Origin of the sequence: Streptomyces sp. NPDC001270, from assembly GCF_042896695.1 — a bacterium.
GTDB lineage: Bacteria > Actinomycetota > Actinomycetes > Streptomycetales > Streptomycetaceae > Streptomyces.
The window spans coordinates 23,683-49,317 of the sequence record NZ_JBIAXM010000018.1 but is presented as its reverse complement, the minus strand read 5'-3'; the positions used below and the strand labels follow the sequence as shown (position 1 = coordinate 49,317).

At 70.9% G+C, this 25,635-nt stretch carries 21 protein-coding genes and 2 pseudogenes; 18 read left to right on the top strand and 5 right to left on the bottom strand.

The annotated features are described in order from the left end of the window. Window positions 1-242: 242 nt before the first annotated feature. Window positions 243-1,067 (bottom strand): helix-turn-helix transcriptional regulator, encoded by an 825-nt coding sequence (locus ACFY2B_RS27955; protein WP_390765825.1) that lies wholly within the window; start codon window positions 1,065-1,067, stop codon window positions 243-245. A 430-nt stretch (window positions 1,068-1,497) separates the two neighbouring features. Here ACFY2B_RS27955 and ACFY2B_RS27950 point away from each other — a divergent pair, with 430 nt between their 5' ends. Beyond that, window positions 1,498-2,931: an aldehyde dehydrogenase family protein gene (locus ACFY2B_RS27950; protein ID WP_390765824.1), complete on the top strand. Its 1,434-nt coding sequence runs from the start codon at window positions 1,498-1,500 to the stop codon at window positions 2,929-2,931. 86 nt (window positions 2,932-3,017) lie between these two features. On the opposite strand, the gene ACFY2B_RS27945 is transcribed toward ACFY2B_RS27950, so the two are convergent. Further along, window positions 3,018-5,498 carry a SpoIIE family protein phosphatase gene (locus ACFY2B_RS27945; protein WP_390765823.1) on the bottom strand — a complete coding sequence of 827 codons (2,481 nt, stop codon included), beginning with the start codon at window positions 5,496-5,498 and terminating at the stop codon, window positions 3,018-3,020. A gap of 343 nt (window positions 5,499-5,841) precedes the next feature. On the opposite strand from ACFY2B_RS27945, the gene ACFY2B_RS27940 reads away from it, so the two are divergent. The 3 genes from ACFY2B_RS27940 to ACFY2B_RS27930 all read left to right on the top strand — a co-directional run bounded on the left by ACFY2B_RS27940 (window position 5,842) and on the right by ACFY2B_RS27930 (window position 7,928). Beyond that, a complete protein-coding gene (locus ACFY2B_RS27940) occupies window positions 5,842-6,315 on the top strand; it encodes a carboxymuconolactone decarboxylase family protein (protein ID WP_390765822.1) in 474 nt (157 codons plus the stop codon). 366 nt (window positions 6,316-6,681) lie between these two features. Next, on the top strand, window positions 6,682-7,581 hold the full coding sequence (locus ACFY2B_RS27935) for an RNA polymerase sigma-70 factor (protein WP_390765821.1): 900 nt from the start codon (window positions 6,682-6,684) through the stop codon (window positions 7,579-7,581). 173 nt (window positions 7,582-7,754) lie between these two features. Next, window positions 7,755-7,928 (top strand): sigma factor-like helix-turn-helix DNA-binding protein, encoded by a 174-nt coding sequence (locus ACFY2B_RS27930; protein ID WP_390765935.1) that lies wholly within the window; start codon window positions 7,755-7,757, stop codon window positions 7,926-7,928. Here ACFY2B_RS27930 and ACFY2B_RS27925 read toward each other — a convergent pair. Next, window positions 7,900-8,799 (bottom strand): RNA polymerase subunit sigma, encoded by a 900-nt coding sequence (locus tag ACFY2B_RS27925; RefSeq protein WP_390765820.1) that lies wholly within the window; start codon window positions 8,797-8,799, stop codon window positions 7,900-7,902. The two genes, ACFY2B_RS27930 and ACFY2B_RS27925, sit on opposite strands and share 29 nt — an antisense overlap. 620 nt (window positions 8,800-9,419) lie before the next feature. Here ACFY2B_RS27925 and ACFY2B_RS27920 point away from each other — a divergent pair. The 3 genes and pseudogenes from ACFY2B_RS27920 (at window position 9,420) to ACFY2B_RS27910 (ending at window position 11,538) form a co-directional block, all read left to right on the top strand. Beyond that, complete coding sequence (locus ACFY2B_RS27920) at window positions 9,420-10,184, top strand: SDR family NAD(P)-dependent oxidoreductase (protein ID WP_390765819.1); 765 nt, start codon at window positions 9,420-9,422, stop codon at window positions 10,182-10,184. Window positions 10,185-10,431: 247 nt separating this feature from the next. Then, on the top strand, window positions 10,432-10,788 hold the full coding sequence (locus tag ACFY2B_RS27915; protein ID WP_390765818.1) for a hypothetical protein: 357 nt from the start codon (window positions 10,432-10,434) through the stop codon (window positions 10,786-10,788). Window positions 10,789-10,802: 14 nt separating this feature from the next. Beyond that, a pseudogene (locus ACFY2B_RS27910) lies at window positions 10,803-11,538 on the top strand (PIG-L deacetylase family protein). Window positions 11,539-11,972: 434 nt separating this feature from the next. On the opposite strand, the gene ACFY2B_RS27905 reads toward ACFY2B_RS27910, so the two are convergent. Continuing rightward, window positions 11,973-12,416 (bottom strand): cupin domain-containing protein, encoded by a 444-nt coding sequence (locus ACFY2B_RS27905; RefSeq protein WP_390765817.1) that lies wholly within the window; start codon window positions 12,414-12,416, stop codon window positions 11,973-11,975. A gap of 555 nt (window positions 12,417-12,971) precedes the next feature. Here ACFY2B_RS27905 and ACFY2B_RS27900 point away from each other — a divergent pair. From ACFY2B_RS27900 to ACFY2B_RS27870, 7 genes and pseudogenes are all read left to right on the top strand, one after another. Continuing rightward, window positions 12,972-13,871: an RNA polymerase sigma-70 factor gene (locus ACFY2B_RS27900; protein ID WP_390765816.1), complete on the top strand. Its 900-nt coding sequence runs from the start codon at window positions 12,972-12,974 to the stop codon at window positions 13,869-13,871. 28 nt (window positions 13,872-13,899) lie between these two features. Next, a pseudogene (locus ACFY2B_RS27895) lies at window positions 13,900-14,001 on the top strand (FAD-binding protein); the annotation flags it as partial. A gap of 355 nt (window positions 14,002-14,356) precedes the next feature. After that, window positions 14,357-15,103, top strand: a complete 747-nt coding sequence (locus ACFY2B_RS27890) for an SDR family oxidoreductase (RefSeq protein WP_390765815.1) — start codon at window positions 14,357-14,359, stop codon at window positions 15,101-15,103. 408 nt (window positions 15,104-15,511) lie between these two features. Next, on the top strand, window positions 15,512-15,943 hold the full coding sequence (locus ACFY2B_RS27885; RefSeq protein WP_390765814.1) for a cupin domain-containing protein: 432 nt from the start codon (window positions 15,512-15,514) through the stop codon (window positions 15,941-15,943). A gap of 54 nt (window positions 15,944-15,997) precedes the next feature. Next, entirely contained in the window at window positions 15,998-16,126 is a 129-nt protein-coding gene (locus ACFY2B_RS27880) for a hypothetical protein (RefSeq protein WP_390765813.1), read from the top strand. Window positions 16,127-16,373: 247 nt separating this feature from the next. Next, entirely contained in the window at window positions 16,374-16,976 is a 603-nt protein-coding gene (locus ACFY2B_RS27875) for a hypothetical protein (RefSeq protein ID WP_390765812.1), read from the top strand. 369 nt (window positions 16,977-17,345) lie between these two features. Beyond that, complete coding sequence (locus ACFY2B_RS27870) at window positions 17,346-18,368, top strand: cytochrome c oxidase assembly protein (protein ID WP_390765811.1); 1,023 nt, start codon at window positions 17,346-17,348, stop codon at window positions 18,366-18,368. Window positions 18,369-18,411: 43 nt separating this feature from the next. Here the strand turns inward: ACFY2B_RS27870 and ACFY2B_RS27865 are convergent, their stop codons facing one another. Next, window positions 18,412-18,543: a hypothetical protein gene (locus ACFY2B_RS27865; RefSeq protein WP_390765810.1), complete on the bottom strand. Its 132-nt coding sequence runs from the start codon at window positions 18,541-18,543 to the stop codon at window positions 18,412-18,414. Window positions 18,544-18,776: 233 nt separating this feature from the next. Here ACFY2B_RS27865 and ACFY2B_RS27860 point away from each other — a divergent pair, with 233 nt between their 5' ends. The 4 genes from ACFY2B_RS27860 to ACFY2B_RS27845 all read left to right on the top strand — a co-directional run bounded on the left by ACFY2B_RS27860 (window position 18,777) and on the right by ACFY2B_RS27845 (window position 25,635). Then, window positions 18,777-19,316 carry a GNAT family N-acetyltransferase gene (locus ACFY2B_RS27860; RefSeq protein ID WP_390765809.1) on the top strand — a complete coding sequence of 180 codons (540 nt, stop codon included), beginning with the start codon at window positions 18,777-18,779 and terminating at the stop codon, window positions 19,314-19,316. 264 nt (window positions 19,317-19,580) lie between these two features. Continuing rightward, window positions 19,581-19,967 (top strand): MerR family transcriptional regulator, encoded by a 387-nt coding sequence (locus tag ACFY2B_RS27855; protein ID WP_390765808.1) that lies wholly within the window; start codon window positions 19,581-19,583, stop codon window positions 19,965-19,967. Between the two features lie 85 nt (window positions 19,968-20,052). Then, complete coding sequence (locus tag ACFY2B_RS27850) at window positions 20,053-21,051, top strand: hypothetical protein (protein ID WP_390765807.1); 999 nt, start codon at window positions 20,053-20,055, stop codon at window positions 21,049-21,051. Window positions 21,052-21,585: 534 nt separating this feature from the next. After that, window positions 21,586-25,635: a Pls/PosA family non-ribosomal peptide synthetase gene (locus tag ACFY2B_RS27845; RefSeq protein ID WP_390765806.1), complete on the top strand. Its 4,050-nt coding sequence runs from the start codon at window positions 21,586-21,588 to the stop codon at window positions 25,633-25,635.

Sequence of the window (25,635 nt, the reverse complement as noted above, 5' to 3'; positions counted from 1 at the left end):
GGGCAGGATCAGGGTTCGTCGACGCCGATCCAGTTGATGTACCAGCCCTTGTCCGCCGTGTGTGCGGGCGACAGGGCGGTGCCGTCCGACCACCTCAGGTAGACGCGGAAGCCGGTCCTGGTGGGCTCGCAGACGGCCGCGGATCCTATCTGCGCCCGGTGATACTTTCGGTACCCCCAAGCGCCGCTCCGGCGGGACTTGGGACGCGAACCTTCAGGCCCGGACGCCGGCTTGCGTGCCGGTCACCCGAGCGCGGACAGGAGCCTGAGGCCGGTGTCGCTCGCGCTGCCCGGTGCCGCGGTGTAGACCAGGAGCCGCTGGGACGCCTCGGGGTCGACGAGCGTCTGGCAGTGCAGTTCCAGCAGCCCCGCTTTCGGGTGCCGGAAGCGTTTGGACCCACAGGAGGGGCCCAGCACCGGGCGTTCGTGCCAGAGTCCGGCGAACTCGGGGCTCTCGCCGAGCAGTGTGTCGACGAGTTCGCCGACGTACGAGTCGCCGCCGTCGCGGCTGTGGGCGCCGTTGAGGTCGGCCACCATCAGGCGGCTCTGCACGTCGTGGTCGCTCTCGGGGTGGCGGAGCCGGGAGGCCGGATCCGTGAACCAGCGGTAGTGGACGCTTCGGGCCAGTCCGGTGTACGCGGTTTCGTCGCCCAGCAGGGCCACCGCCGGCCGCGTCTGCTTCAGTGTTTCGCCCAGTTGGTTCATCACTTGTGCGGGGGTGTCCGAAAGCCGCTCCAGGATGCGGCTCATCCCCGGATCGACCTGGTCGCCGCGCCGTGCTCTGGGAGGCAGCGCATGACCGGCGAGGTGGAACAGGTGGTCCCGCTCCTGCGCGGACAGGCGCAGGCCGCGGGCGATCGCGGCGAGCATCTGCTCCGAAGGACGGGGCCCGCGCGGCTGTTCGAGGCGGGTGTAGTAGTCCGCCGACATGTCGCACAGAGCGGCCACTTCCTCCCGGCGCAGCCCTCCGGTACGCCTGCGCCGCCCGCGGGGCAGGCCGACGTCCTCCGGTTGCCGGGACACCCGGCGAGTACGCAGAAAGGCCGCCAGTCCTGCTCGGTCCGCCATCGCCGTCCTCCCGGTCTGTGGTGTTCGCCGACGCGGATGTGCCGGTCCGCGGCCGTCTCGCGGTCCGGGCTCGTCATCTGGGAGTGCGCCGCTCGGCCCCGCAAGGGCTTGAGCAGTCCGGCCCGGCTGTGGATTCCCCGCGGGCTGTGGTGTCCGTCACGGACCCCGTGCATGAGCCGGAGTGTACGAGAGCGTGACCGCGGAGGCGCCGGCCCCTGCGATCCCGGCCTGCCCGGTTGCCCGACCGCCTCCCGCTCAAGCTCCGGTACCGGTACCGGTACAACGCTGGGAGTCCGCGGTCCGAAGCCGCCGGAAATACCGTGACGCGACGCGCTGGGTGACCGGCCGGTGAGCGCGGCGGCCGAGTGACCCGGATCATGGGCACGAGCGAGCATGGATGCCGCCGGACGGCCGGTGTTGCCTTGCGGGCATGAACGAACTGCGCGAAGTCCCCTTTCCCGCTCCGTCCCACTGGATCAACGGCCGTGCCGTGCGCGGCTCCGGGCCGCTGACCGACGTCCTGAACCCTGCCGACGAGTCCGTGATCGCCTCCGTGCACGAAGGCACGACCGAGGACGTCGACAGCGCGGTGGACGCGGCGTTCGCCGCCTTCCCCGGCTGGTCGGCGACCTCGCCCGAGGACCGCGTCACGGTGATCCGGCGGCTGGCCGAGGGGATGCGGAAGCACTCCGAGGCGCTCGCGGCCACGATCACGCTGGAGATGGGCGCCCCGATCGCCTTCTCCCGCCAGGCCCAGGCTGCCTTCCCCGTGGCGTCGACCCTCGCCGCGATCACGGCGGCGGAGCGGTTCGAGTGGACGGAGGAGATCGAGAACTCGCTGATCCTCCACGAGCCGATCGGCGTGGTCGGTGCCATCACCCCGTGGAACTTCCCCCTCCAGCAGGTGGTGACGAAGGTCGTACCGGCGCTCCTGGCCGGTTCCACGGTGGTCCTCAAACCGTCGGAGATCTCGCCCCTGAGCGCCCGGATGTTCGCGGAGATCGCCACCGACGCAGGTCTCCCGGACGGTGTGCTCAACGTCGTGCAGGGCACGGGCGCGGTCGTCGGTGAGGCCATCACCCGGCACCCGAAGATCGACATGGTCTCCTTCACCGGGTCCACCACCGCGGGCAAGCGCGTGTCCGCGGCCGCTTCGGACACCGTCAAGCGCGTCGCCCTCGAACTGGGCGGCAAGGCGGCCCACATCGTCCTGCCCGATGCTGACCTCGACTTCGCCGTCGAGCGGGGGCTGGCCTACGCCTGGGCCAACGGCGGGCAGGCATGCGGTGCCTACACCCGCATGCTCGTCCCCCAGGGCCTCCAGGCCCGAGTCGTGGCGAAGCTGCGGGCCGCCGCCGGCCGGTACCCGGTCGGCGACCCGGCCGACGAGTCCACACGGATCGGCCCCCTCGCCTCGGAGAGCCAGCGCCGGCGCGTGGACGGCTACATCCGACGCGGCATCGCCGACGGCGCCACCCTGGTGGTCGGCGGCCCCGGTCGGCCCGCGGGTCTGGAGACGGGTGCCTACGTCAGGCCCACGATCTTCTCCGACGTCGACCCGGAGTCCGTCATCGCCCAGGAGGAGATCTTCGGGCCCGTCCTGGTCGTGATCCCCTATGCCGACGACGACCACGCCGTCGAGATCGCCAACGGCACCGTCTACGGCCTCAACGCTGCCGTCACCGGTGACGAGGAGCACGCCATGGCGATCGCCCGGCGGCTGCGCGTCGGGCAGGTCGACGTCAATGGCGGACAGCACAACTTCCAGGCACCGTTCGGCGGTTACAAGCAGTCCGGCAACGGCCGGGAGATGGGTCGTGCCGGCATCGAGGAGTTTCTTGAGACCAAGGCGATCACCCGCTGATCCGCCGCGTAGCCGCGGCCTTCCGGACGGGGGTGGAAACCTGCGTCCGGTGGCTCCCCGCGCGCGGGCGGCACGACGGTCGCCCGTCATGACAGCCGCATGGCGGCAAGGTCCTCCTCCGCCCAGACGACCTTGCCGCCCGAGACGGAACGGGCACCCCACCTGCGGGCCAGCTGGGCGACCAGGAAGAGGCCCCGCCCGTCCTCATCGGTCCTGCGGACGCGGCGGGGACGGGGGGAGCAGAAATCGGTGTCGGACACTTCGCAGGTCAGGACCTGGTGCTGGATCAGACGCAGGACGATGGGGCCGGTGCTGTACCGGACGGCGTTGGTGACCAGTTCGCTGATGATCAGTTTCGTGGTGTCCGCAAGGTCTTCCAGGCCCCAGGCGCTCAACTGCCCCGCTGCCATGCGCCGGGCGCGACGGACCGCGGTCCGGTCGTTGGGCAGGGTCCAGGACGCCACCTGGGCGGGGCTGAGCGAGCGGGTCCGGACGAGCAGGAGGGTGACGTCGTCGGACGGGGGCCGGCCCGGGAGGAACGACTCCATCGCCCGGGTGCAGAGGTCTTCCAGGGAGCGAGCGGGCCGGGCCAGGGCGTTGCCCAGACGGTGCATTCCCACGTCGATGTCGTGGTCGCGGGTTTCTATCAGGCCATCGGTGTACAGGGCGAGAAGGCTTCCCTCGGGCAGTTCGAGTTCCACCGCCTCGAACGGGATCCCCATGCCGAGTCCGAGGGGCGTTCCGGTCGGCAGGTCCGGGAAGGTGACCTGGCCCTCCGGATCGATGATCGCGGGTGGCGGGTGCCCGGCCCGTGCCATGGTGCACTTCCGGGTGACCGGGTCGTAGACCGCGTACAGGCAGGTCGCGCCCACGACGGCGGGGATCTGGTCCGGAGCGTCGGCGTCCTCCTCGGCGAGCCGCTGCACCGTGTCGTCCAGATGTGCCAGCAGTTCGTCGGGCGACAGCTCCAGGTCGGCGAGTGTGCGCACGGCGGTGCGCAGCCGGCCCATGGTCGCCGCGGCATGGAGGCCGTGACCGACCACATCGCCGACGACCAGGGCCACCCGCGCGCCGGACAGCGGGATCACGTCGAACCAGTCGCCTCCGACGCCGTTGTCCACGTCGGCGGGCAGATAGCGGGAGGCCACCTCGACCGCCGAGCCGCCCCGCAGGCGCCGCGGGAGCAGGTTGCGTTGGAGCGCGAGGGCCGCGGTGTGCTCACGGGCGTACTGGCGGGCGTGGTCCAGGGACAGCGCGGCGCGGCTGACGAGTTCCTCGGCCAGGAGCAGATCGCCCTCCTGGAACGGCGCCGGATCCTCGGTGCGGACGAACAGGGCCACGCCGAGCAGGGCGCGCCGGGTACGGATGGGGACGATCATCATCGAGTGCATGCCGTGCTCGTGGATCTTCCGGGCCCTGGCCGGGTCCTGGGCGACCCAGGTGCCCTCGGCGGTGTCCATGATCGGCTCCAGGTAGGAACGTCCGGTGCGCATGACGTCGGTGAGGGGTGAGTCGGGCGGCACCGGGACCTGCTCACCGCGCAGCCACGGGGATTCGGGAACGCCCGGCTGGACGGAGGCCAGACCCGCCCGGCGGAAGACGGGTGGACGCTCCCGCGTCGGGCCGATGCGGACCGGCGGCCCGTCGCCGAACGGGACCGACTGCTCCAGGTCGACCGCTACATAGTCGGCGACCAACGGCACGGCGAGGTCGGCCAGTTCCTGGCTGGTCTGCATCACGTCGAGGCTGCTGCCGAGGCGCGAACCGGCCTGGCCGAGGACGGCCAGGCACTCGCGGGCGCGCCGGCCCTCGGTGATGTCGATGCTGATGGCGCACACGCCCAGTGGCTCGCCGTCGGCACCCTGGAGGCAGAAGAACGAGGCCGAGAAGGTGTGTTCCCGGCGCAGGCCCGTCGCGAGCCACGACCGGTACTCGTGCACCCGGGTGGTACCGCTGTGCAGCACCTGACGCATCACCGCCTCAAGGGCTTCGGCCTTGGCGCCCGGCAGCGCCTCGGAGAACCGGCGTCCGAGGCGCCGGTCGGCGCGGATGCCGTCGTGGCTCTCCATCGTGTCGTTCACCCAGGTGCACCGCAGGTTCAGGTCACGCACGACGATGCCGATCTGGGCCCGGGCCAGCAGCGGCGCACCCGCCGCTGCGTTCACCGCCTGCCCGGAGAGCGTGCCGGTCACGGACACCAGCCAGCGGGCGGTTCCCTGCCGCCCGCGCACCCTGGAGACGCGCAGGCCGGTGTCGACCGTACGGCCGTCCCGGTGGCGCAGCGCCGTGGTGCCCGACCAGCCGTTCTGGGCGCGGCAGCGTTCGACGTACGCCGATGTCGTCGGCGCGTCCCCGAAGGAGGGCAGTATCAGCGCGGCGGACCGGCCCACCACCTCGCTCGCGCTGTATCCGGCGAGCCGCTCAGCGGCCTGTGTCCAGCCGGTCACCGTCCCCTGCTCGTCGAGCAACGCGATCGCCGAGTCGATCGTGTCAGGTGTGTCAGGCATGTCAGGCGGGTCGGGCGGTTCCAGCTGGTTTCCGGGCGTCACGTCGTCAGTGCTGGTCATCGAGCTCGTCCTCAGGTGGGTCGGGCGGTGCGGGAATCAGCCGATGCGCGAATGGCTGCGGGCAGCACGTGAGGAGACATGGCCTGTTCGCGCCTTTTGCGGAATAGACCGGACGGCTCTCTGCTCTGTGACAACGCCGGTCGGCGACCGATCCGGGGTGTGCTCATGTCCGCCGTCGCCGGTTCCCACTCCGCGCCCCTCGCCAGCGCGGAGCGGTGGAGCTTGTGCCGACCGTCTCGGCCCGGACGCATGTGGCCGCGGTTTCCTGTCACACATCGGCGGGCCACTCGGTCAGTCAGGTGCAGCTACAGATCCGCAGAACCCGTACGACAAGGAGATCACCGTGGAATCGCGTCTCAACTACTTCGGCAGCCCGCTCGGGGCGAAGGTACTCAAGCACATCAACTCGGCCAGCAAGGTGCTCACGGACTCGACGTTGCCGACCGCGATCCAGGAACTGGTGAAGCTCCGCGCGAGCCAGATCAACGGCTGCGGCTTCTGCACCGACATGCACAGCAAGGACGCCGCGCACGCCGGGGAGACCCAGCAGCGTCTCAACCTGGTGGCCGCCTGGCGGGAGGCCAAGGTCTTCACCGAGGCCGAGCGTGCCGCCCTCGAACTGGCGGAGCAGGGCACCCGCATCGCCGACGCGGCCGGCGGAGTCAGCGACGAGGCATGGGCCGACGCGGCCAAGTACTTCGACGAGGAACAGCTCACCGCCCTGATCTCGCTCATCGGCGTCATCAACGCCTACAACCGTATCAACGTCATCAACCAGCAGCCCGCGGGCGACTACCAGCCCGGCCAGTTCGGCTGACCGGGCCGCCGGCCTTCCCCACCTCCTGGTCGGTGCCGGCACGTCACTGACGCCGTCGGCCGATCGGGGCAGCGGCCGCCGAAGCCGTTGCCCCGTCGGGGCATCGCCGACCGCCCGGCACACACCCACCCGACCGACTGACACACACCCAGAGGACGTCGACATGTCATACCCGGATCAGGTTCTCGAAGTACTCCTCACGAGGTGCCCCCGGAGTGAAAAGCAACAGCGTGTCGGCCGGACCCACACCCACACCCGCACGGCACTGTGTGATCACAGTGTTTTGCGCACTGTGCCCAAACACCGCCACAAGCGCACCATGTGGCAGCTTGTAGCATGGTGGTCCCGGAGCCTGAAGGGACGACGATGCACACTGGGAATGACGACACTGACGCCCTTGACCAGGCGACGAAGGAGTTCCTGGCGGCACGTCCCCAGCTTTTCGGCATCGCCTACCGGGTTCTCGGCAGTTCGGCGGAGGCCGAGGACATCGTTCAGGAGACATGGTTGCGGTGGCACAAAGCAGACCGCACGAACGTCGTGGAACCGGCGGCCTTCCTCACCACGGTCACCGCGCGTCTGGCCATCAACCTCGCCCAGTCCGCGAGGGTGCGGCGCGAATCGTACGTCGGTCCGTGGCTACCCGAACCCGTCGACACCAGTCGGGACCCCCACGTCGGAGCGGAACGGGCGGAGGCTGTCGAGCTGGCGGTCCTCTTCCTCATGGAGAAGCTGAACCCGGTGGAACGCGCGGCCTACGTCCTGCGAGAGGCGTTCGACTACCCCTACAGCCGGATCGCGGACATCCTGGAGACCAGTGCGGCCAACAGCCGCCAGTTGGTGAGCCGCGCACGTAGACACCTGGCGGCCGAACGCAGGAAACAGGTCAGTCCGGCCGAGCACCGGCGGCTGCTGGAGGTGTTCCTCGCGGCGGCGCAGACGGGCGATCTGACGGTGCTGGAGAACCTTCTCGCCGCGGACGTCGTCAGCTACTCCGACGGGGGCGGGGTACGCGGTGCGTCGAAGATCCCGGTCGTCGGACGCCTCCGGGTCACCAAGTACCTCGCGGCCTTCGCGCCCCGGTTCTGGCCCCAGGCGGACATCCGGTGGGTCGAGGCCAACGGACGGCCGTCCGCCCTCGTCTCCGTCGGCGAGGACGCGGTGGCGCTGCTGTGCATCGACGCGTCCGCCGAGGGGATCGACCGGATCATGTGGATGATGAACCCGTCGAAACTGCTGCCGTACGCGGCGTCCTTGAATGGCTGACCAGGCCCTCCGGAGTCACTTGTCCGCGCATACCGGACGGCGTCCCGCTCCCCCCGCGCACGTCGGGAGCGGGACGTGCCGCCGTCGATGCCTACTGGTGATCTCCTTGAACTCCCCCTCCGCGGGCGTGGGGATCCGGCTCGTCTCCCCGTAGCACCCGTGATTTCCCACCGATTTCACCGCGTACACCCGCAGCGGTATTCGCCCTGCTCCTCCTGCTGGAGCGGCTGGCCCCCACGGAGCGGGCCGCATACGTCCTGCGGGAGGCGTTCGACTACGCCCATGCCGAGATCGCGGAGTTCCTCCGGCTCACTCCCGTCATCGTCCGGAAGATCGCGTGGGGCTGACGCCGTTCCACGTACGGAGTTTGTCGGGATTGAGGATGGCCCAGATCCGGATGACGTGACGGCCTGCGATGTCGAGGCCGATCACCGCGGCGACCTGGTGGTCGTAGCGCACGACAAGGCCGGTGCGGCCGTTGACGGACTGGGTGTGCAGGCCGGTGCGCGGGTGCCCGGGCAGCAGGGTGAGCAGATACCGGGCGACCCGGGTGTCGCCGTGCACCGGCTCGACCACGACCCGGATCTTGCCACCGCCGTCGAAGAAGGCCGTGACATCGGGTGCGAGGACGGACAGCAGAAGTGCCTCGTCCTGCGACGTGCAGGCATGACGTACGGTGTGGGCGACCGTGTCGTTGTGCTGTGGCGGCATGGGCCACGTGCGCCGGACACCGGGACCGCTGCGGGAGTGGTCGGCCGGCTCGGAACATTCCGGTCCCGGCTGCCGCACGATGTCGGCGGCCGTGCGCGGCCTCCTGAACACGTCGTTGAGCACGAACACGGCCCGTTCGGCCGGGGACAGGGAGTCCAGCACGCCGCGAAGGGTTGCGCTGATCTCCTCCTCCAGCGTCCTGGGCCGCTCCGCCTCCGAGTCACCGGTGCGTCCCCCGCCCGCGCGGGTGCCGTCGTGGCCGGGCAGGGTCAGCCGGGCCAGGCAGATGCTGCCGGTGACCTGCGCCAGCCAGAAACGCGGTGAGGTGATCCGTGCCCGCGCCGGTTCGGAGAGTGCGTACCACCGCCGGTAGGTCTCGTCCACGACGTTCTCTGCCGCGCTGCCACTGCCACTGCCACTGCCCAGCATCCAGTGGGCGACATCCAGCAGTTGACGCCGCTCGTCCAGCAGTTCCGCGATCGGCACCGCGTCATCGGCACGATCCATGCGGCGTCCTCCCTCTCGCACGGCACCTCACCTCACGACCAGCACGGCGCGGAGCACACGCTCCAGGCGGGGCCTCGCCCGCCGGGCTCGGGCCCGAGCAAGACGGGCGCCGTACCGCCCGCGTATGCCGCCGGGCGCCGGTCGGCGTGGCCCGGTGCCCGGCTCCATGCCGCGTACCGGGCTCTCCTGCCGGACAGCGACGTCCCTCAGCACAGGCTCTCGGGCACAGTGTCCACGTTCCCTTCCGGCCCTCCCGGCCCCTCCCGGCTCTTCCGGCCTCTTTCGGTTTGTCACCTAGACCGGACAGGCGCAGGTCTTGTGACATCCACCAGCGGCGCCCCGTACGCGCAATCCGGTGCACCACCTGCCAGGTCCGCTCCGTGCCCCAAGCTCCGCGGCACCACAGGACCCCGGCTGCGGCGCCCGCCGCCCGCCGCCCGCCGCCCGCCGCCCGCCGCCCGCCGCCCGCCGCCCGCCGCCCGCCGCCCGCCGTTGGACGGTTCCCGGCGAGCGGACTGTCACACATCACGGAGTCACTCGGTCAGTGGTGTGTACCGGCCGGTTCGGCTGACCGACATCTGGAGTCGCCCAGGCCGCAGAACTTCGTGCAAGGGGAATACATGTCCAGCTCAACCCCACCGTATTTCAGGGACCGGGTAGCCATCGTCACCGGAGCCGGGTCGGGTATCGGCCGTGCCACGGCGACCGCCCTGGCCGAGGCAGGGGCTCACGTCCTCGGCGTGGGACGCCGCAGGGAAGCTCTGGAGGAGACGGCTCGGGCCCACCCCCACATCGTGATCCTGCCGCTCGACATCCGTGCGGAGGGGGCCGCGGACGTCGTCGTGGCGGCCGTCCTTGAGCGGTGGGGGCGACTCGACCTGCTCGTGAACAACGCCGGCACCACAGCCGTGATGCCTTTGGCGGAGACCGATCGGTCGGTGATCGCCGACCTGTTCGACCTCAATGTGACGGCTCCGAGCCTGCTCGCCCATGCCGCGCTGCCGTACTTGCGGGACTCATCGGGTTCCATCGTCAACGTATCGAGCACGTACGGCCACCGCCCGCTGCCGGGGGGAGCCCACTACGCGGCCACCAAGGGCGCCCTGGAACAGCTGACACGGAGCTGGGCACTTGAGCTGGCGTCCGAAGGCGTACGGGTGAACGCGATCGCCCCCGGTCCCACCAAGACGGACGTCCTTGCCGCTGCCGGTCTCTCGCAGGACACCATCGACGAGATGCTCGACCATGAACGTGGCCGCATCCCGACCGGCCGTCTCGGCGACCCGGAGGACGTCGCGCGCTGGATCCTGTACATCGCCGATCCCCTGGGCCGGCACATCACCGGTCAGGTCCTGACGGTGGACGGAGGGCTCGAACTCGTCTGACCGCGCTCGCTGCTTCGGCCGGGACCCGGCCCTCGGACCTCGGCGGTCCGTGCCGCGGTCCGGGTCACGGTCCGTGTCGCCCTGATCCGATGATGCCGCTGGGCATCTTCGCCTCCCGGCCGTTCACTCCGTCAACCTGATCACCCTCTGCGTCCGTGCGGCTCATGATGCTCCGTGTCGGCACCGGCGCGTCGAATCTTGCGCACGTCTCCCCCGCCCTCGTCGTACAGGGGTTGAAATAGTCCTCATGGTTAGGCCGTCGACCACGCCACCGCTGTCGTCCGTGGACCGTGCGCACGCCGGACTCGCCGGCGGCATCGACAACGCGGCCGTCCGGCCCTCCGGGCTGATCGCCATGGCGGCGCTGCCGTTGCCCGGCGACACGGGTCCGGACACCCACCACTCCGGCACGTCCTTCGACGCCTCGTACGACCAGGCGATGCCCCTGTGCGCGGCGGTCACCGGGCTCGGGGCGGTGCTGGGATTCGTGACGCAGCGCGGGACCGCCACGGCCGGTCATCGGCTTCACCGGCGAACCCACGGCTGGCTGACGGAACCTCCCCTTGCACCGAGGCTCGCGCATCACCTCGGGAACAATCCGTGAAAGCAGGTGTTCCGATGGATTCGGATCTCACTCGACTGCGGTCGATGCCGGCCGACTGGCAGCGTGCCCTTGCCGTGGTGGCGCACCCTGACGATCTCGAATACGGATGCTCTGCCGCCATCGCGTCCTGGACCGAGGACGGCCGTGAGATCGCCTACGTCCTCGCCACTCGCGGCGAAGCGGGCATGGACACTCTGGCACCGGCCGAAGCCGGTGCGGGAGCGCGAGCAGCGCGCCAGTGCCGCCGCCGTCGGGGTCTCCTCGGTGGAATTCCTCGACCACCGCGACGGCGTCGTCGAATACGATGTCCCGCTGCGCCGCGACATCGCGGCAGCGATCCGCCGCCACCGGCCCGAGTTGGTGATCACCCTGAACCACCGGGAGACCTGGGGCCCGGGGACCTGGAACACCCCGGACCACGTGGCCGTCGGGCGTGCCACCCTCGACGCGGTGGCGGACGCCGGGAACCGCTGGATCTTTCCGGAACTGACCGACCAGGACCTGCCGCCCTGGGACGGCGTGCGGTGGGTCGCCGTCGCCCATTCCCCGGACCCCACCCACGCGGTGGGCGCGGAACGCGGTTTCGAACGGGCGGTGCAGTCACTGCTCCGGCATCACGCGTACATCGAGGCGCTGACCGACGAGGATCCCGAGACCTACGTACGCCGCTTCCTTGGCGAGACCGCCACCACAGACAGTGCGCGGTTCGACGGAAAGCCGGCCGTGGCCTTCGAACTGTTCAGCCGTTGACCGGCGGAAACCGACTTCCGCTCCTGTTCCTGACGTAGTTCTTCCTGACGTAGTTCTTCCTGACGTAGTTCTTCCTGACGTAGTTCGGTGGGACCGCCCGCGGTAGGGCGGCAGTGTCGCGTGTTCCGGCCCGATCGCCCGTTGAAGGTGCTCACGGAGGCTGCCGAGGATTGCGATGCGTGCCGTCGAAGATGATGTGACAGCGTCACGGGAGGCCGGCGGTCGAGGTATGTGAGGGTGTGCAGGACATGGTCGATCCGGCTGCGCCATCCGTGTTTCCCGGGCAGGTCCGCATGCCACAGCGCATGGACGGCCACGGCCACGAACAGCGCTGTGAGCATGCCGTGCACGGCATCAGTGGGACTCATGCCCCGACCGGCCCTCCCATCGGGCGCCGGAGTCCCGCGGGCCGGTCCGTGCGGGTCGAGCGCAAATCAGCCGACGGGCCGCGGGGCACGCAGATGCGCGCGCCGTGCCAGCTCCTCCTCGTCGACCAGTTCCAGCATCGGCTTGCCCGGCGCACACATCATGGTCACGACGAACCGGGTCCGCGCGTCGGAACGGGCGTTGCCGTCCTGGTAGTGGATCACGTCACCGCCCGGCTCCCAGAACGTCCCACCGGCCTCGACCACACGCTCGGGCTCACCTTCGAGCTCGAACCGGACCGCGCCCTCGACGACGTACCCGAACGCCGGCCCCGAGTGCCGGTGCGGCGGGGTCCCCGGGTCACCGGGCTCCCACTCCACGTGAATGGTCATCGCCGAGGCACCCTCGGGGATGGTGAGCGGTGCGGCGTCCTGCAGCACCTTGACCGCCGTCTTCCAAGCCTCCGAGCGAGGCTGCTCTCCGGTCCCGTTCACCGAGTCCTTCTCCGACATCGCGTTGCACCTCCGTTGGTCCACCTGGTCCACCACGCCATGGGTCCGGCACACCGTCTGCCCGGGCGGGTGTTGGCACACCCGGTCGCCATGGCGGTCTCCCACTGATGACCGAACGCGCCGCGCATCTGTGACATGAGTGGCAGCATCGGCTCCTCGCGAAACATGTGCTGGGCCGGGGTGGGGGCGTGACCCGGTCTGACGGGCACCCGTCGGACGCGGTCGTGATCCGCAGGGGACATCGGTGGCGTGTCGGTCCGTGTCACAACATCGGTTCGAGCAGCACTGTCGTGGTCGCAGTGAATTACTGCTCTCAGGGTCGCCGTCAGGCGGACACCAACGGGCTCGTCGGCCGAGCGGCGCGTGGCGGCGTCGTGGCGCGTCACACGCCGCAGTCGTGAAGCGCCCGCACACAGTGCCCGCGTGGGACGCGGGGGGCTCTCCGTACGGCTGTGCCCGCATGGCCCCGGGCCGTGCGTTCCAGTCTCCGGCCATGACGGCGCGCGTCCTGCTGCGACGGCGTCTAGCATGGTGCTGCGGGACGGGAGGACATGCATGCGCGCTGGGGACGACGCGGACTCCCTCGACCGGGCCACGAGGGATTTCATGGCGGCGCGTCCCCTGCTGTTCGGCATCGCGTACCGGGTGCTCGGCAGCGCGGTGGAGGCGGAGGACATCGTCCAGGATGCGTGGCTGCGGTGGCAGAACGCCGATCGCGCCTCCGTCCACGAGCCGTCCGCGTTCCTGGCCACGATCACCGCCCGCCTGGCGATCAACTTCGCCCAGTCCGCGAAGATGCGCCGTGAGTCGTACGTCGGGCCGTGGCTTCCCGAGCCGGTCGACACCAGCGCGGATCCGCAGTTGGGCGCGGAACGGGCAGAGGCCCTCGACCTGGCGGTTCTCTTCCTGCTGGAAAAGTTGAACCCCGTCGAGCGAGCGGCCTACGTGCTGCGCGAGGCATTCGACTACCCGTACCAGCGGATCGCGGACATCGTGGAGACGAGCGAAGCCAACGCCCGTCAGCTGGTCAGTCGCGCCCGCAAGCACCTGTCGGCGGAGCGCAGGGAGCCGGTCAGCCCCGGCGCGCACCGCCGGCTGTTGGAGGTGTTCCTCGTCGCGGCGCAGACCGGCGATCTGTCGGCGCTGGAGAAGGTCCTCACGGCGGACGTGGTCAGTTACGCCGACGGCGGCGGAACGCGCGGAGCGTCCAGGATCCCGGTGGTGGGGCGTGTACGTGTCTCCCGTTACCTGGCCGCCTTCGCACCGCGTTTCTGGCCTCGGTCGGAGGTCCGCTGGGTCGAGGCCAACGGCAGGCCGGCCGTCCTTGTCTCGTCGTCCGACGGACACCCGGTGGCCCTGCTGTCCGTCGATGTGTCGGCGCGCGGTATCGAACGCCTCATCTGGGTGATGAATCCGGCGAAGCTCGACCCGTACGTGGCATCGCTGGGCGGCTGAGGCCACCGCGGGCGCGGTTTCCACCACGGTGCTGGTCATCGGCACCGGCGGTGCCGGGCTGCGGGCGGCGATCGAACTGGCCGAGGCCGGAATCGACGGCATCGCGGTCGGCAAACACGCCAAGGAGGACGTCGCCTGTACGCCGAGCGACTACCCCGCCCTGGATCCCGCTCTGCAAGTCAATCTGGTGTGGTCGCCGACGACTGGCGTCACCCGCGAGAGCATTCCCGCCGTCCCGGACGGTATCGCCTCTTTGCCGGGTGAGGTCTCGACCGAGGGAAAACTCGTCGAGTGACCTCCTGAACCCGCGCGGAACACACCGCGCCGGGCCGCCCGATTCATTTCGGGAACCTTCCGTGTCACATTCAGGACCCCGGCCCTGTCCTTCTTTGTGCAGACACATTTCCTGGTGCCGCCGAGTGGTTCAACGCACGAGGCGGGCGCCGACTGCCGCACCCACAAGAAATCTCCGAGAGGAACATGCCATGAAGGTCGTAGTGATCGGCGGAACCGGGCTCATCGGCTCGAAGGTGGTCGCCAAGCTCAACGCGCACGGTCATGAGGCGGTGGCGGCCTCCCCCAACACCGGTGTCAACACGCTGACGGGCGAGGGTCTGGCCGAGGTCCTGAAGGGCGCGTCGGTCGTGATCGACGTCTCCAACTCCCCGTCGTTCGAGGACGAGGCCGTGATGACGTTCTTCCGCACGTCCACGACCAACCTGCTGAAGGCGGAGGCCGAGGCCGGTGTGACCCACCACGTCGCCCTGTCCGTGGTGGGCACCGAACGCCTCCAGGAAAGCGGGTACTTCCGCGCCAAGCAGGCCCAGGAGGAGCTGATCAAGGCGTCCGGCATCCCCTGCACCATCGTCCACGCCACCCAGTTCTTCGAGTTCGTGAAGGCCATCGCCGCCGAGGCCACCGAGGGCGACACCGTGCGCCTCGCCCCCGTGAAGTTCCGGCCCGTGGCCTCCGACGACGTGGCCGCGGCGGTCGGCCGCACCGCGGTCGGCGACCCGGTCGGGGGCGTGGTGGAGGTCGCGGGCCCCGACGAGTTCCGGCTGGACCAGATCATCAGCAAGGGACTGGCCGCCAAGAACGACCCCCGCACGGTGGTCGCGGACACGGACGCCCGGTACTTCGGTGCGGTGCTGAAGGACACCACACTGCTGCCGGCTCCGGGTGCGCACATCGGTGAGATCCGGTTCACCGACTGGCTCGCGCGGCAGCAGTAGGAGCGGCCGAGGCGGCCAGGCCGGAGAGGGCGCGGACGAGCACGCGGGGCTTCAGCCGCACACGCGGCAGGAGACGCTCCGCGTTCGGTGAACCAGGCCGGGACAACGGCCCGTTGGGCGCGGCCGCACGGCCGAGTCCGCCGGTCCGCCGGTCCGCCGGTCCGCCGGTCCGCCGGTCCGCCGAACATCGCTACCCCGGATCGCGCTTGTCGCAGCGACAGGGTGACGCCATCCTCATGACTGTGATGACATGGTGAACATGCCGACCTTGTGGGCGGGTTGGCCTAGGGTGAGGGCCCGGGCGTCCCGCACACACTCGGATGCCAACGGTGTGACATCAATGGAGCGGGCAGCGATCTGCTCGGGCCGGCCCGGACCATCACCGTACTCACACGGAACGGAACACTCATGAACGCTCTGTCGCGCATGGGGACCGTCGGCGCTCTGCTCGCCGGCCTGTCCCTCTCCGGAGTCGCCCACGCCACCCCGGGCGGACCCGGCGTGAGGGGCAAGGTCATCGCCCAGTCCACGGTCGGCGGGACCGACTACATCCTGCGGGAGGTCACCGTCCCGCCGGGCCAGGCGACCGGCTGGCACTTCCACGACGGCACCCTGTACGCCTACGTCAGACAGGGGACCCTCAGTCACTTCGACTCGACGTGCGCGTCGGACGGTGTGTACCCGCAGGGCGATTCCCTGCGGGAGCCCTCCGGCGCCGACCACATACACATCGGCGTGAACCGCGGCAGCACCGATGTCGTCCTGGAGGTCCTGTACGTCCTGCCGCACGGCGCTCCCTTCTCCCGCGACGCCGCCAACCCGGGCTGCGACTTCGAGTAGCCGTCCGGCTGGGCGGGCTCGACCGAGGCCGCGCTGCTGGAGGCCCGCCTGCGCATGCTTCGAGAGGCAGTCGACACCGTCGACGAACGCATCGTGGCAGGCATCGAGACGCTGCGCCGCCTGCGTGCCACCGCGTCCACCTGCGTCGAAGCCCAGGATCGAGGGAAGCACCGTGGATCGTAGGACTGAACGGACGCCTGTGCACCGCGATCGGATGAGCGGCGATCATGTGTTTCCTTCCATTGCGTCACTCACACACAGTGGCAGCTATCCAAGAGCTGTCGACGTACGTTGTTTCCTCGTCGTTCCCATCATCAGGAGTCGAAGAGACCACTGCATATGATGCCCGGGGATACCCGTTCCCGCGTCCGGGTCTGACGTACGAAGGTGAGCCGGCCGCGGGAAGAAGGGTTGAGGATGAGAGGAACACATGGTCTCTGAAACCCAGCCGGCACATGACATCGAGGTCACCGCCGAGAGCCTGCAGGCGGAGCTGGAACGCCTGCAGATCCAGAAGCAGTCGCTGGAGAGGGAACTGGCCGCCGTCGTGGCCCATCTCGGCTCGGTGCAACGAACACTCGGCGCCCTTGAGACCGTACTGCGCGCTCCCGGCGGCAAGGCAGCCGCGGCGCGGCAGGCCGCGGGTACCGCCGCGGTGGAACGTGCCGAGCGTGCGGTGCCGGTCGCGACGAAGGCGCACGTTGCTTCCCCGGGACCCGCCGCCACGCCGACGTCGTCCACGGCTCCGGCCCGGCAGTCCGAGCCCGGCAGGGCCGCGGTGCGGCACCCCGCGGCCGGTACCGACACGGACGGTCAGCGGACCTACGGCCAGCTCACCGAGCAGATCATGACGTACTTCGCTTCGGTCGGCGATGCCGACGTGCGGGCCCGCGATGTCGCGGCGGCTCTGGGACGTGACGCGGACAGCGGCAGCATCAACGGGGTCCGCAGCACCCTCGACCGGCTCGCCGGCGCGTCGCGCATCCGGCGGACCGGCCGGGGCCTCTACCGCGCCAAGCGGTCCCCTTCCTAGACGTGCCCCCCGTGGCGCCTCTTCCCGGGCGGGCACAGCTGGTGCCGGACCGCCTGGACAGGACCGGCCCACCCTGACAGCTCGCAGCGCGTGCGCGCCGCGGCGTTGCGCCCCATCGGCCTCATCGGCCTCATCGGCCTCATCGCTTCAAGTACGGCGGCCACCCCTCGGCCGCGACGCCCGACGGGCGGCAGACCGCCTGACCGGCCCGGGACCCTCCTCTCATGTCCTGTGTCCGGCGACGCTTTCCCTCCCGCGGAGACCCCGGCATCGGTGCCCCCGCCGCCCAGTGCCGCGAGCCCGGCGGCTACCGTCCCTCCGGGGAACCGTCCCGGCTCCCCCGATAAGCGAAGGAGGACGATCATCCGCATGGTTGCCGGCACCGTGACCCACCTGGCGGCCGCGTCCCTTCCGGAACCCACCGTGGGGCGTCTGCTGTCCTCCTGGCAGCTCGACGTCCCCGCGCTGCTGCTGTGCGGCGCCCTGGGCGCGGCATACGGCTGGGGAGTGCTGCGGCTGCACCGGCGCGGCAGGTCGTGGCCCGCCGCCCGTCTCGCCGCTTTCGCCGTGCTCGGGCTCGGCACACTGGTAGTGGCGACGATGTCGGGGCTGGCCGTGTACGACCGGGTCCTGTTCTGGCCGGCCGCCGTGCAGAACATCCTGCTCGATCTGCTCGCGCCCCTCGGCCTGGCCCTCGGTGATCCCCTGCGGCTCGCCGTGGAGGCCCTGCCACGGACCACCGCGGTGCGTGTCCGGCGCGCGATGACCGGCAAGGTGGTGCGCATCCTGACGTTCCCCCTGGTCAGCACGGTCCTCGTACTCACCACGGAACTCACGGTCTATTTCACACCGTACTTCGCCACCGCGCTGCGCCTGAGCTGGCTGCACGAGCTGATGTACCTGAACCTGCTGGCGGCGGGCTGCCTGTTCGTCGTACCGGTCCTCACCCGGGAGCAGACGCTGCCGTCCTGGTGCACCCATCCCGTCCGGGCGGCCCTGGTGTTCCTGGACGGCCTGGTCGACGCCGTGCCGGGCATCGTGGTCATGACGCACGGCACATTGATCGCGGGCGCCTGGTATCTGCACCATGCACCGCCCTGGGACACGGACGTCCCACACGACCAGCAGACCGGCGGCGGAGTGATGGTGAGCATCGCCGAACTGGTGGCGCTGCCCTTCCTCCTGGCCATCCTCGCCCAATGGGCACGCGCCGAACGGGCACAGGCGGCAGTGCTCGACCGCCGCCTGGACGCCGAACTCGTCCACGCCCCCGCGCCGCCCGCCGGCCCCGACAGCCCGTCCGCTGCCGCGGCGGACCGCGTACGGCCTTGGTGGGAAACCGAACGGAACGACGTGGCCGACCGGATCCGGCGCCAGCGCCGGGGCGACTGAACCGGGCGCCGCACTCAGAGCGAGGTGACGGCCGTCGTCGGCCTCAGGTGCCCGCCGGGCCGGTGGGGCCGGGATCGGTGCGGCAGTCCTGGGCGGAGCTGCGGAAGGCCGCGTCCGCCCGGTGATCGAGCAGGGCCGCCCGCGGCTCGTTCCACTCCAGGTGCAGAGTTCGCACCGCCGCCTCCGGGCGCTCGTGGTGGAGATCGCGCACGGCCGGGGTGACGATCGATCGGGCTCACGTTCGCCAAGCGGTCGCCGCCGTGGAGACGGCGGACCGGCAGCCGTCGGAGGCGGCGACCGACGGTGGTGGGCAGCTCGGCCACTGCCTGGCGCGCCGCGCCGGTCGGGCGGCAGTCGAGTCGGGAGGAAAACTCTTGCCGGTGCCTCTCGGGCTGTTAGCCTGCGCGCATGTCAGACCTGGGGCCCATCGCCTGGCCGCCTGAGCCGATCAAGACCGAGAGACTTGTGCTCCGTGAGCCCGAGGCCCGGGACCGTGCGGCGTTCATCGAACTGCTGGCGTCACCAGAGGTGCACACCTACCTCGGCGGCCCCCGGCCGCGTGACGAGCTTGAGCGCGAGCTGCCCGGGGTGCCCGAGCGGTGGCCCGGGAGTTTCGTCGTCGATCTCGACGGGGCGATGATCGGTCAGATCCTGCTCAGGCGAGCGACGGGGCACCGTCGCCCGGCTGCCGCGGGGAAGGCCGATCTCGGCTACCTGTTTCTGCCGCGAGCGTGGGGATTCGGGTACGCCGCCGAGGCGTGCGCGGCGGCACTCGACTGGTTCGACGGCGTCCTTCCCGGCGAACCGGTGGTGCTCACCACCCAGACCGCCAACGTCGGCTCGATGCGCCTCGCGGCAAAGCTTGGGTTCGCCGAGGTAGAGCGGTTCCAGGCATGGGACGCCGAGCAGTGGCTCGGCCGGCGGTACCCGGTCACGCCGTCCGCTTGAGCCCAAGGCCGCCAGTTCGGGCGGCCCGAGAAACCCGGCGGGTATCGCCGACCCCCAGCAGCAGCACCACCGGACAGTGGCGCCGACCGACCAAGATCGATCTGGTCGGTCGGCGCCGTATCCGCTGCGGTCATGCCGAACACCTCTCTCTTGCCGGAGCGGGACCCCTGGCTGTGCTCAGGTGCTCGCGGGTTAAGCTGAAACCTCATGTTGATGTGAGAGGCAAGTAATCCGACGGGCCTGTTTTCTTCAGTGAGGTGCCTGATGCGTATAGGTGAGCTCGCCGACAGGACCGGCGTCAGCGTTCGGGCCTTGCGCTATTACGAGGAACAGGGCCTGCTCTCCCCGGAACGCAGCCCCAGCGGCCAACGGCACTATCCGGACAGCGCGGTGGAACGCGTACGGCTGATCCAGCAGCTGTACACCGCCGGTCTGTCGAGCAGAGTGATCGTCAGCCTGCTGCCGTGCGTCGTCGACGGCGATGCCACGCCGGAACTGCTCGACCGGCTGGCAGCGGAGCGGGACCGTATCGATGACCAGGTCGCCGAACTGGTCAGTACCCGGAACAGACTCGACTCCGTCATCACCGGAGCCACCGAGAATCTGCGGACGGGCCAGCCCTGCCCGGCCAGGGCCGCCGCGTCAGCCTGAGGTCCGCGCGGGCTCGTTTCCCCCATACGAACGATTCAAAAAGTGTGATCGAATTGTTTCGACGCATTCCATCATGGGGGTTCGCATGACCGCAATGTCGTACGTGGATGTGTACCGGCGAATGGCCGCGGAGATCGAAGCGGAGAGAGAAGCCGCGCTCGGACTGCTGGGGCCGTCGGCGCCCTCGGTCCGCGCGGCCGTCGCCAGGCTCCTGGAGAACCGTACCTTCAAATACCCCTTGTCGGTCCTGCCGTTGATCGTCCACGCCGTCGAGACGGGCATGCTCGAACCGGCGCTCCCGCTGGCCATCGTCCATGAACTCTGGTGGACTTCGGCCTGTTGCCTGGACGACCTGGCCGATTCGCCGGGCACCGACACGGCGGGCGACCTGCGCCGAGGTGATGTGCTCCTCGCCACGGTCATCGCCGGAGTCCCCTTGCCCCTCCTCGTCGTTCAGTCGGGGCGCGTCCCGGAGCCGGTACGGGACGCGCTGCGGGACGAGATCGTGAGGTGCTGGGTCAATGCGACGGAGGGTCAGCTCAGGGACCTGCTCGGGGCGACGGCCGGCACCACACGTGACGCGGTGGCGGTGGCGTACCTGCGCAAGTCCGGCGCGCCCTTCGGCATGATCACCACCATGGCCGCGCAGTGGGCGAACGCCGCGGCGTCACGCGTGGCGCTGTGGCGGGAGTTCGGTGAGCTGTTCGGCGTACTGTGGCAGCTTCTGAACGATCAGGAAGACATTCTGTCCGGGCGCAATGAAGACATCCTGAACGGCACGGCGACCTACTTGCTCGCCTGCGCGCTCGACGAAGAGGCTCCCGGTTCCGCGGAGCACCTCAGGGCCCTGCACCGCGCCGCGCAGGACTCCGCACCCGCCCGTGCGGACCTCGCCCGTATCCTGCTGGCACCCGAGGTCCTGCACCGGTACCAGAGGGACATCGACCAGTTCCGCGGCCGGGCCCGCCGCGTCCTGGACGCGCTCGGCGGCACGAGAGCCTACCTCTCCGTGGTGCGCGACCTGGTGGACCAGACGTCCCGTATGCTCCTCCATCCCCGTGCCTCGCTCGAACCGACGCTCTAGGTGTACTGCCCGGGGAGGTGGCGGACGGGCGCGCCAGGTCTCCGCTGAGGGATTGTGAACAGGTGAGGACCGACGGGCCGGGCGCCAGTTCCGTGAGGGGCCGGCGGCCCGGCGGCTACACACGTCCCGGATCCGCACCCAAACACTCATCGGTGGTGCGTCGTTGACGACAGCGGCGCGCCGTCGTCCGCGTCGGCACGGACGGCGTACGGCCGGCGGGAGTCGGCGCTGTCCGCCGACGCCCGTTTCCGGATCGACGGTACGTCGGTCACCTGGCTCGGCGAGCCCAGCCCCGCCGGCGGCCGGCGAACACCCCTCTGGGCCCGGGACGACCTGAACGACGGCAGCCAAGGGTTCCGCGCGTGGCCGTTGCGGGCGGCCGGGCACAGCGGGCCGCCCGCAACAGGCGGCGGCATCGCCCCGGCGCCCGTCCCCCACGGGCGGGCCGGCTCTCAGCTTCTTCTCAGCGGACGGCATCCAGGCTGGAGGAGACAGGAGCTGTACGGGCCTTTCCCTACCGAAGAGGCGGAGCCCATGGTCTCCCACACCGCTGCCCTGCCCGTCGTACCGGATCCGAGCCGCACCGTCACCGAGGCTCCGGGCACCGCCGACCGGCTGAGCCGGTTCTTCGAGGACGCCTGCGACCGTACGCCCTCGGCACTCGCCCTCGAATGCGGATCGCACCGGCTGACCTACGCCGAACTGGACGCCCGGGCCAACCAGGTCGCCCACCACCTCCGCGGCGCGGGCATCGGCCCGCTCAGCCGGGTCGCGTTGCTGCTGCCCCGGTCCGTGGACATGTACGTGTGCCTGCTGGGCGTCTGCAAGACGGGCGCGGCGTTCGTGCCGATCGATCCGGCGGCGCCACCCGACCGGGTGGCGTTCATCCTGGGCGACTCGGGCGCCACCGTGGTGCTGACCACGTCCGCCCTCGCGCAGGGTGCCGCCTGGGCCGGGCCGCGCGGGCGGTGCCCGGCGATCCGCGTCGACGCGTGCGCCGAGGATTTCGCCCGGTTCGCAGGCGTACGGCCTCCCGGAGGACTCGGCGGCGCGGAGGATCCGCTGGCCTACGTGATGTACACCTCGGGGTCCAGCGGCAGACCCAAGGGCGTGGAGATCGCCCGGTCGAGCATCTGCAACTTCCTGCGGGTCGTGGCACCGGTCTACGGCGTCCGGCCGCAGGACCGGGTGTACCAGGGCATGACCATCTCGTTCGACTTCTCCATCGAGGAGATCTGGCCCACCTGGGCGGCCGGCGCGACCCTCGTAGCCGGACCGGGCGGGCCGGGCAGGCTCGGTGCCGATCTCGCCGATTTCCTGGAGGAGCACGCCGTCACCGCCTTGTACTGCGTCCCCACGCTGCTGGCGACGATCCCGCGCGACCTGCCGCGGATCCGCAGCCTCGTCGTCGGCGGTGAGGCGTGCCCCGCCTCGCTGGTCGAGCGGTGGAGCAGGCCGGGGCGGCGCATCCTCAACACCTACGGGCCGACCGAGACCACCGTCACCGCCACATGGCAGGAACTCCTGCCGGGGCGTCCGGTCACCATCGGCCGGCCACTGCCGACGTACTCGGCCGTCCTGCTGGACGAGCGGCTGCGGCCCGTGCCGGACGGCACCGTCGGTGAGATCTGCCTGGGCGGTCCCGGCCTCGCGCGTGGCTACGCGGGCCGGCCCGATCTGACGGCCGACCGCTTCGTCGAGCACCCCCTGGCGCCCGGCTCGGGCCGGCTGTACCGCACCGGCGACCTCGGCCGGATGACCGACGGCGGGGAGATCGAGTACCTCGGCCGGGCCGACGCCGAGGTGAAGATCCGCGGCTACCGGGTCTCACTGGACGAGATCGACAACGTACTGCTCGAAGACCCCGCGGTCGTCCAGGCCGCGACCGCGCTCGTCGCTCCGCGCGACGGACAGGACGGCGACCGCGTCCTCGCCGCCTACGTGGTGCCCGCCGAGGGCGACGCGGCCTCGGGCGACGGCCTCGTCGCCCGGCTGCACGAGCGTCTGCGCCGGTCGCTGCCCGCCTACATGGTGCCCTCGACAGTGGACTTCCTCGACCGGCTGCCCGTCATGCCGAGCGGCAAGGTGGACCGCGCGAGACTTCCCGCGCCGGCCGGCCGGCGGCTCATCGGCACCCGGCAGGTGGTGCCGGTCAGCGGGGAGTGGGAGACCAGGGTGCGCGACGCCTGGGCCCAGGCGCTCGGCCTGGCCCCCGGGGAGCTGTCCGCCGAGGCCGACTTCTTCACCGACCTGGGCGGTCACTCGCTGCTCGCCGCGCGCGCCGTGTCGCTGCTGCGGGACCGGGGCGCCGGAGCGGCTTCCACCCTGCGCGACCTGTACGAGAACCCGACCGTGCGCACCTTCGCGGCCCGGCTGCGCTCCGCGCGGGACACCCCCGGCCCACCGGAGCGTCCGCGCCCGGAGCCACTGCGGCACGGGAGTGCGAGGATCGCGCGCGCCGGGCTGGCCCAGGCGGCGGCGTTCTACGCCCTGCTCATGCTGCTCACCGGACCGGTGGCCTACTGCTACGCGCTGTGGCACGGTCCGGCGTCGGGCACGCGGATCGTCGGGCTGGTCATCGCCGTGGCGGGGGGTTTCGTCGCCGTACGCTGGCTCGTCCCGCTCCTGCTCGCACGGCCGCTGACGGCGGGCATCCGGCCCGGCCGGTATCCGCTGTGGGGGGCGACCTACCTGCGGCTGTGGGCGCTGGACGTCCTGCTGCTCGGCCTCAGTCCGGTGCGGGTGCTCAGCGGGTCCCCGCTGATGGGCCCCTACCTGCGTCTCCTCGGCGCCCGCGTCGGCCCCGGTGCCACCATCGCCACGGGCATGGTCGGCCTGCCCAGGCTGCTGAGCATCGGCCGGGACGCCGCCATCGGCTACGGCAGCACGCTGCGCCCCTGGCAGGTGGTCGACGGATGGGTGACGGTCGCCCCGATCACCGTGGGCGAGCGGGCCTGCGTCGGTGCCAACGCGGTGCTCGAACCAGGAGCCTGTCTCGGCCCCGGGTCCGCACTCGGCGAACAGTCCGTGGCGGGACCGGAGGAGGCGGTCCCCGCCGGGGCGCGCCGGGCGGGATCCCCGGCCCGGCCGGTGGAGCGGCTGGCCCCGGTCATGGAGACGATGCTGCGCGCCGGGAACGGGACGGACCGCTGGCGGCCGCGGCAGCTGACCGCCGTGGTGCTCGGCCTGGCCGCGCTGGAAACGGCGGTGGCCGGGACGGCCGTGCCCAGTGCCGCCCTGATCTGGTGGGCCGCCGCATACGGCGGCACGGCGGCACAGCTGGCCGCGGCCGCACTGTCCGGACCCGTCTTCGTGGCCACCGTGTGCCTGGTCGTCGCGGTCGGCAAGCGGGCGGTGCTGCCCAGGACACCCGTCGGTATCCATCCGGCGCGCTCGGCTCTGGGGGTGCGCAAGTGGATCTCCGACAAGCTGCTCGAACAGAGCCTGTTCCTCACCAACTCCCTCTACGCCACGCTCTACACGGTGCCTTGGCTGCGGCTGCTCGGTGCCCGCGTCGGCCGGCGCACCGAGGTCTCCACCGCGGCGCACATCGATCCCGACCTGCTCACCCTCGGTGAGGGCAGCTTCGTCGCCGACATGGCGGGGGTCGGCATCGCCACCTTCGCCGGGGACCGCGTGGCGTTCGCCCCCACCGAGGTGGGCGACCGGGCCTTCGTGGGCAACGCGGCGCTGCTGCCCGCCGGAACGCGGCTGGGGCCGGGCTCCCTCATCGGTGTGGGCACGCTGCCGCCGCCGGACCGGGTGCCCGCCGACAGCACCTGGCTGGGCTCGCCCGCGCTGCGGCTCCCGGTGCGTCAGGACAGCGGCGACTTCCCCGAGGAGCGGACCTTCCGGCCGGCCCGCAGGACGGTGCTGAGCCGGTTCGCCATCGAGTTCTTCCGGGCCACGATGCCCGCCTCGGTGGTGGCCACCGCCGCTTCCCTGTACCTGCTGGTCCTGACCGGCATCGCCGCTCGGTCCGGTCCCCTGGTGCTCGTGCTGCTGTCGCCGCTCCTCACCGCGGGTTCGGTGCTGGTCGTCATCGGCTGGTGCGTGCTGGTCAAGTGGGTGGTCGCGGGCAGGTACCGTCCGCGGGTCGAGCCCCTGTGGAGCCTGTTCGTCCGCCGGACGGAGTTCGCCACCGGTCTCTTCGAGGCCGCCGCGGTACCGGCGGGCGTGGGCGCTCTGGTGGGCACGCCGTTCCTGCCGCCGGTACTCCGCCGGTTCGGCGCCCGTATCGGACGGCGGACCTGGATCGGCACCACGCACCTCACCGAGTTCGACCTCGTCGAGGTGGGCGACGACGCGGCCATCGGCATGCACGTGTCGTTGCAGACCCATCTGTTCGAGGACCGGGTGATGAAGATGTCGAAGGTGGTCGTCGGACCCGGCGCAAGCATCGGTCCGCGGACGATCGTGCTCTACGACACGCAGGTGGGCGCGGGTGTCCGGCTCGGGGCGCTGTCCCTGGTCATGAAGGGCGAGCGGCTGACACCGGGGACGAGCTGGCACGGGCTCCCCGCCGAGGGGCTCAGCGCACCGGCCACCGCGGCCCGCGTCGACGGCGTACCCGCGAAGGGGTAG

Coding starts and splice junctions, on each gene's coding strand:
- ACFY2B_RS27945 (WP_390765823.1), bottom strand. CDS start 5,498: ATGACCAGCACTGACGACGTGACGCCCGGAAACCAGCTGGAACCGCCC.
- ACFY2B_RS27950 (WP_390765824.1), top strand. CDS start 1,498: ATGAACGAACTGCGCGAAGTCCCCTTTCCCGCTCCGTCCCACTGGATC.
- ACFY2B_RS27915 (WP_390765818.1), top strand. CDS start 10,432: ATGGTTAGGCCGTCGACCACGCCACCGCTGTCGTCCGTGGACCGTGCG.
- ACFY2B_RS27885 (WP_390765814.1), top strand. CDS start 15,512: ATGAACGCTCTGTCGCGCATGGGGACCGTCGGCGCTCTGCTCGCCGGC.
- ACFY2B_RS27850 (WP_390765807.1), top strand. CDS start 20,053: ATGACCGCAATGTCGTACGTGGATGTGTACCGGCGAATGGCCGCGGAG.
- ACFY2B_RS27855 (WP_390765808.1), top strand. CDS start 19,581: ATGCGTATAGGTGAGCTCGCCGACAGGACCGGCGTCAGCGTTCGGGCC.
- ACFY2B_RS27845 (WP_390765806.1), top strand. CDS start 21,586: ATGGTCTCCCACACCGCTGCCCTGCCCGTCGTACCGGATCCGAGCCGC.
- ACFY2B_RS27955 (WP_390765825.1), bottom strand. CDS start 1,067: ATGGCGGACCGAGCAGGACTGGCGGCCTTTCTGCGTACTCGCCGGGTG.
- ACFY2B_RS27905 (WP_390765817.1), bottom strand. CDS start 12,416: ATGTCGGAGAAGGACTCGGTGAACGGGACCGGAGAGCAGCCTCGCTCG.
- ACFY2B_RS27870 (WP_390765811.1), top strand. CDS start 17,346: ATGGTTGCCGGCACCGTGACCCACCTGGCGGCCGCGTCCCTTCCGGAA.
- ACFY2B_RS27890 (WP_390765815.1), top strand. CDS start 14,357: ATGAAGGTCGTAGTGATCGGCGGAACCGGGCTCATCGGCTCGAAGGTG.
- ACFY2B_RS27935 (WP_390765821.1), top strand. CDS start 6,682: ATGCACACTGGGAATGACGACACTGACGCCCTTGACCAGGCGACGAAG.
- ACFY2B_RS27920 (WP_390765819.1), top strand. CDS start 9,420: ATGTCCAGCTCAACCCCACCGTATTTCAGGGACCGGGTAGCCATCGTC.
- ACFY2B_RS27925 (WP_390765820.1), bottom strand. CDS start 8,799: ATGGATCGTGCCGATGACGCGGTGCCGATCGCGGAACTGCTGGACGAG.
- ACFY2B_RS27900 (WP_390765816.1), top strand. CDS start 12,972: ATGCGCGCTGGGGACGACGCGGACTCCCTCGACCGGGCCACGAGGGAT.
- ACFY2B_RS27880 (WP_390765813.1), top strand. CDS start 15,998: ATGCTTCGAGAGGCAGTCGACACCGTCGACGAACGCATCGTGGCAGGC.
- ACFY2B_RS27860 (WP_390765809.1), top strand. CDS start 18,777: ATGTCAGACCTGGGGCCCATCGCCTGGCCGCCTGAGCCGATCAAGACC.
- ACFY2B_RS27875 (WP_390765812.1), top strand. CDS start 16,374: ATGGTCTCTGAAACCCAGCCGGCACATGACATCGAGGTCACCGCCGAG.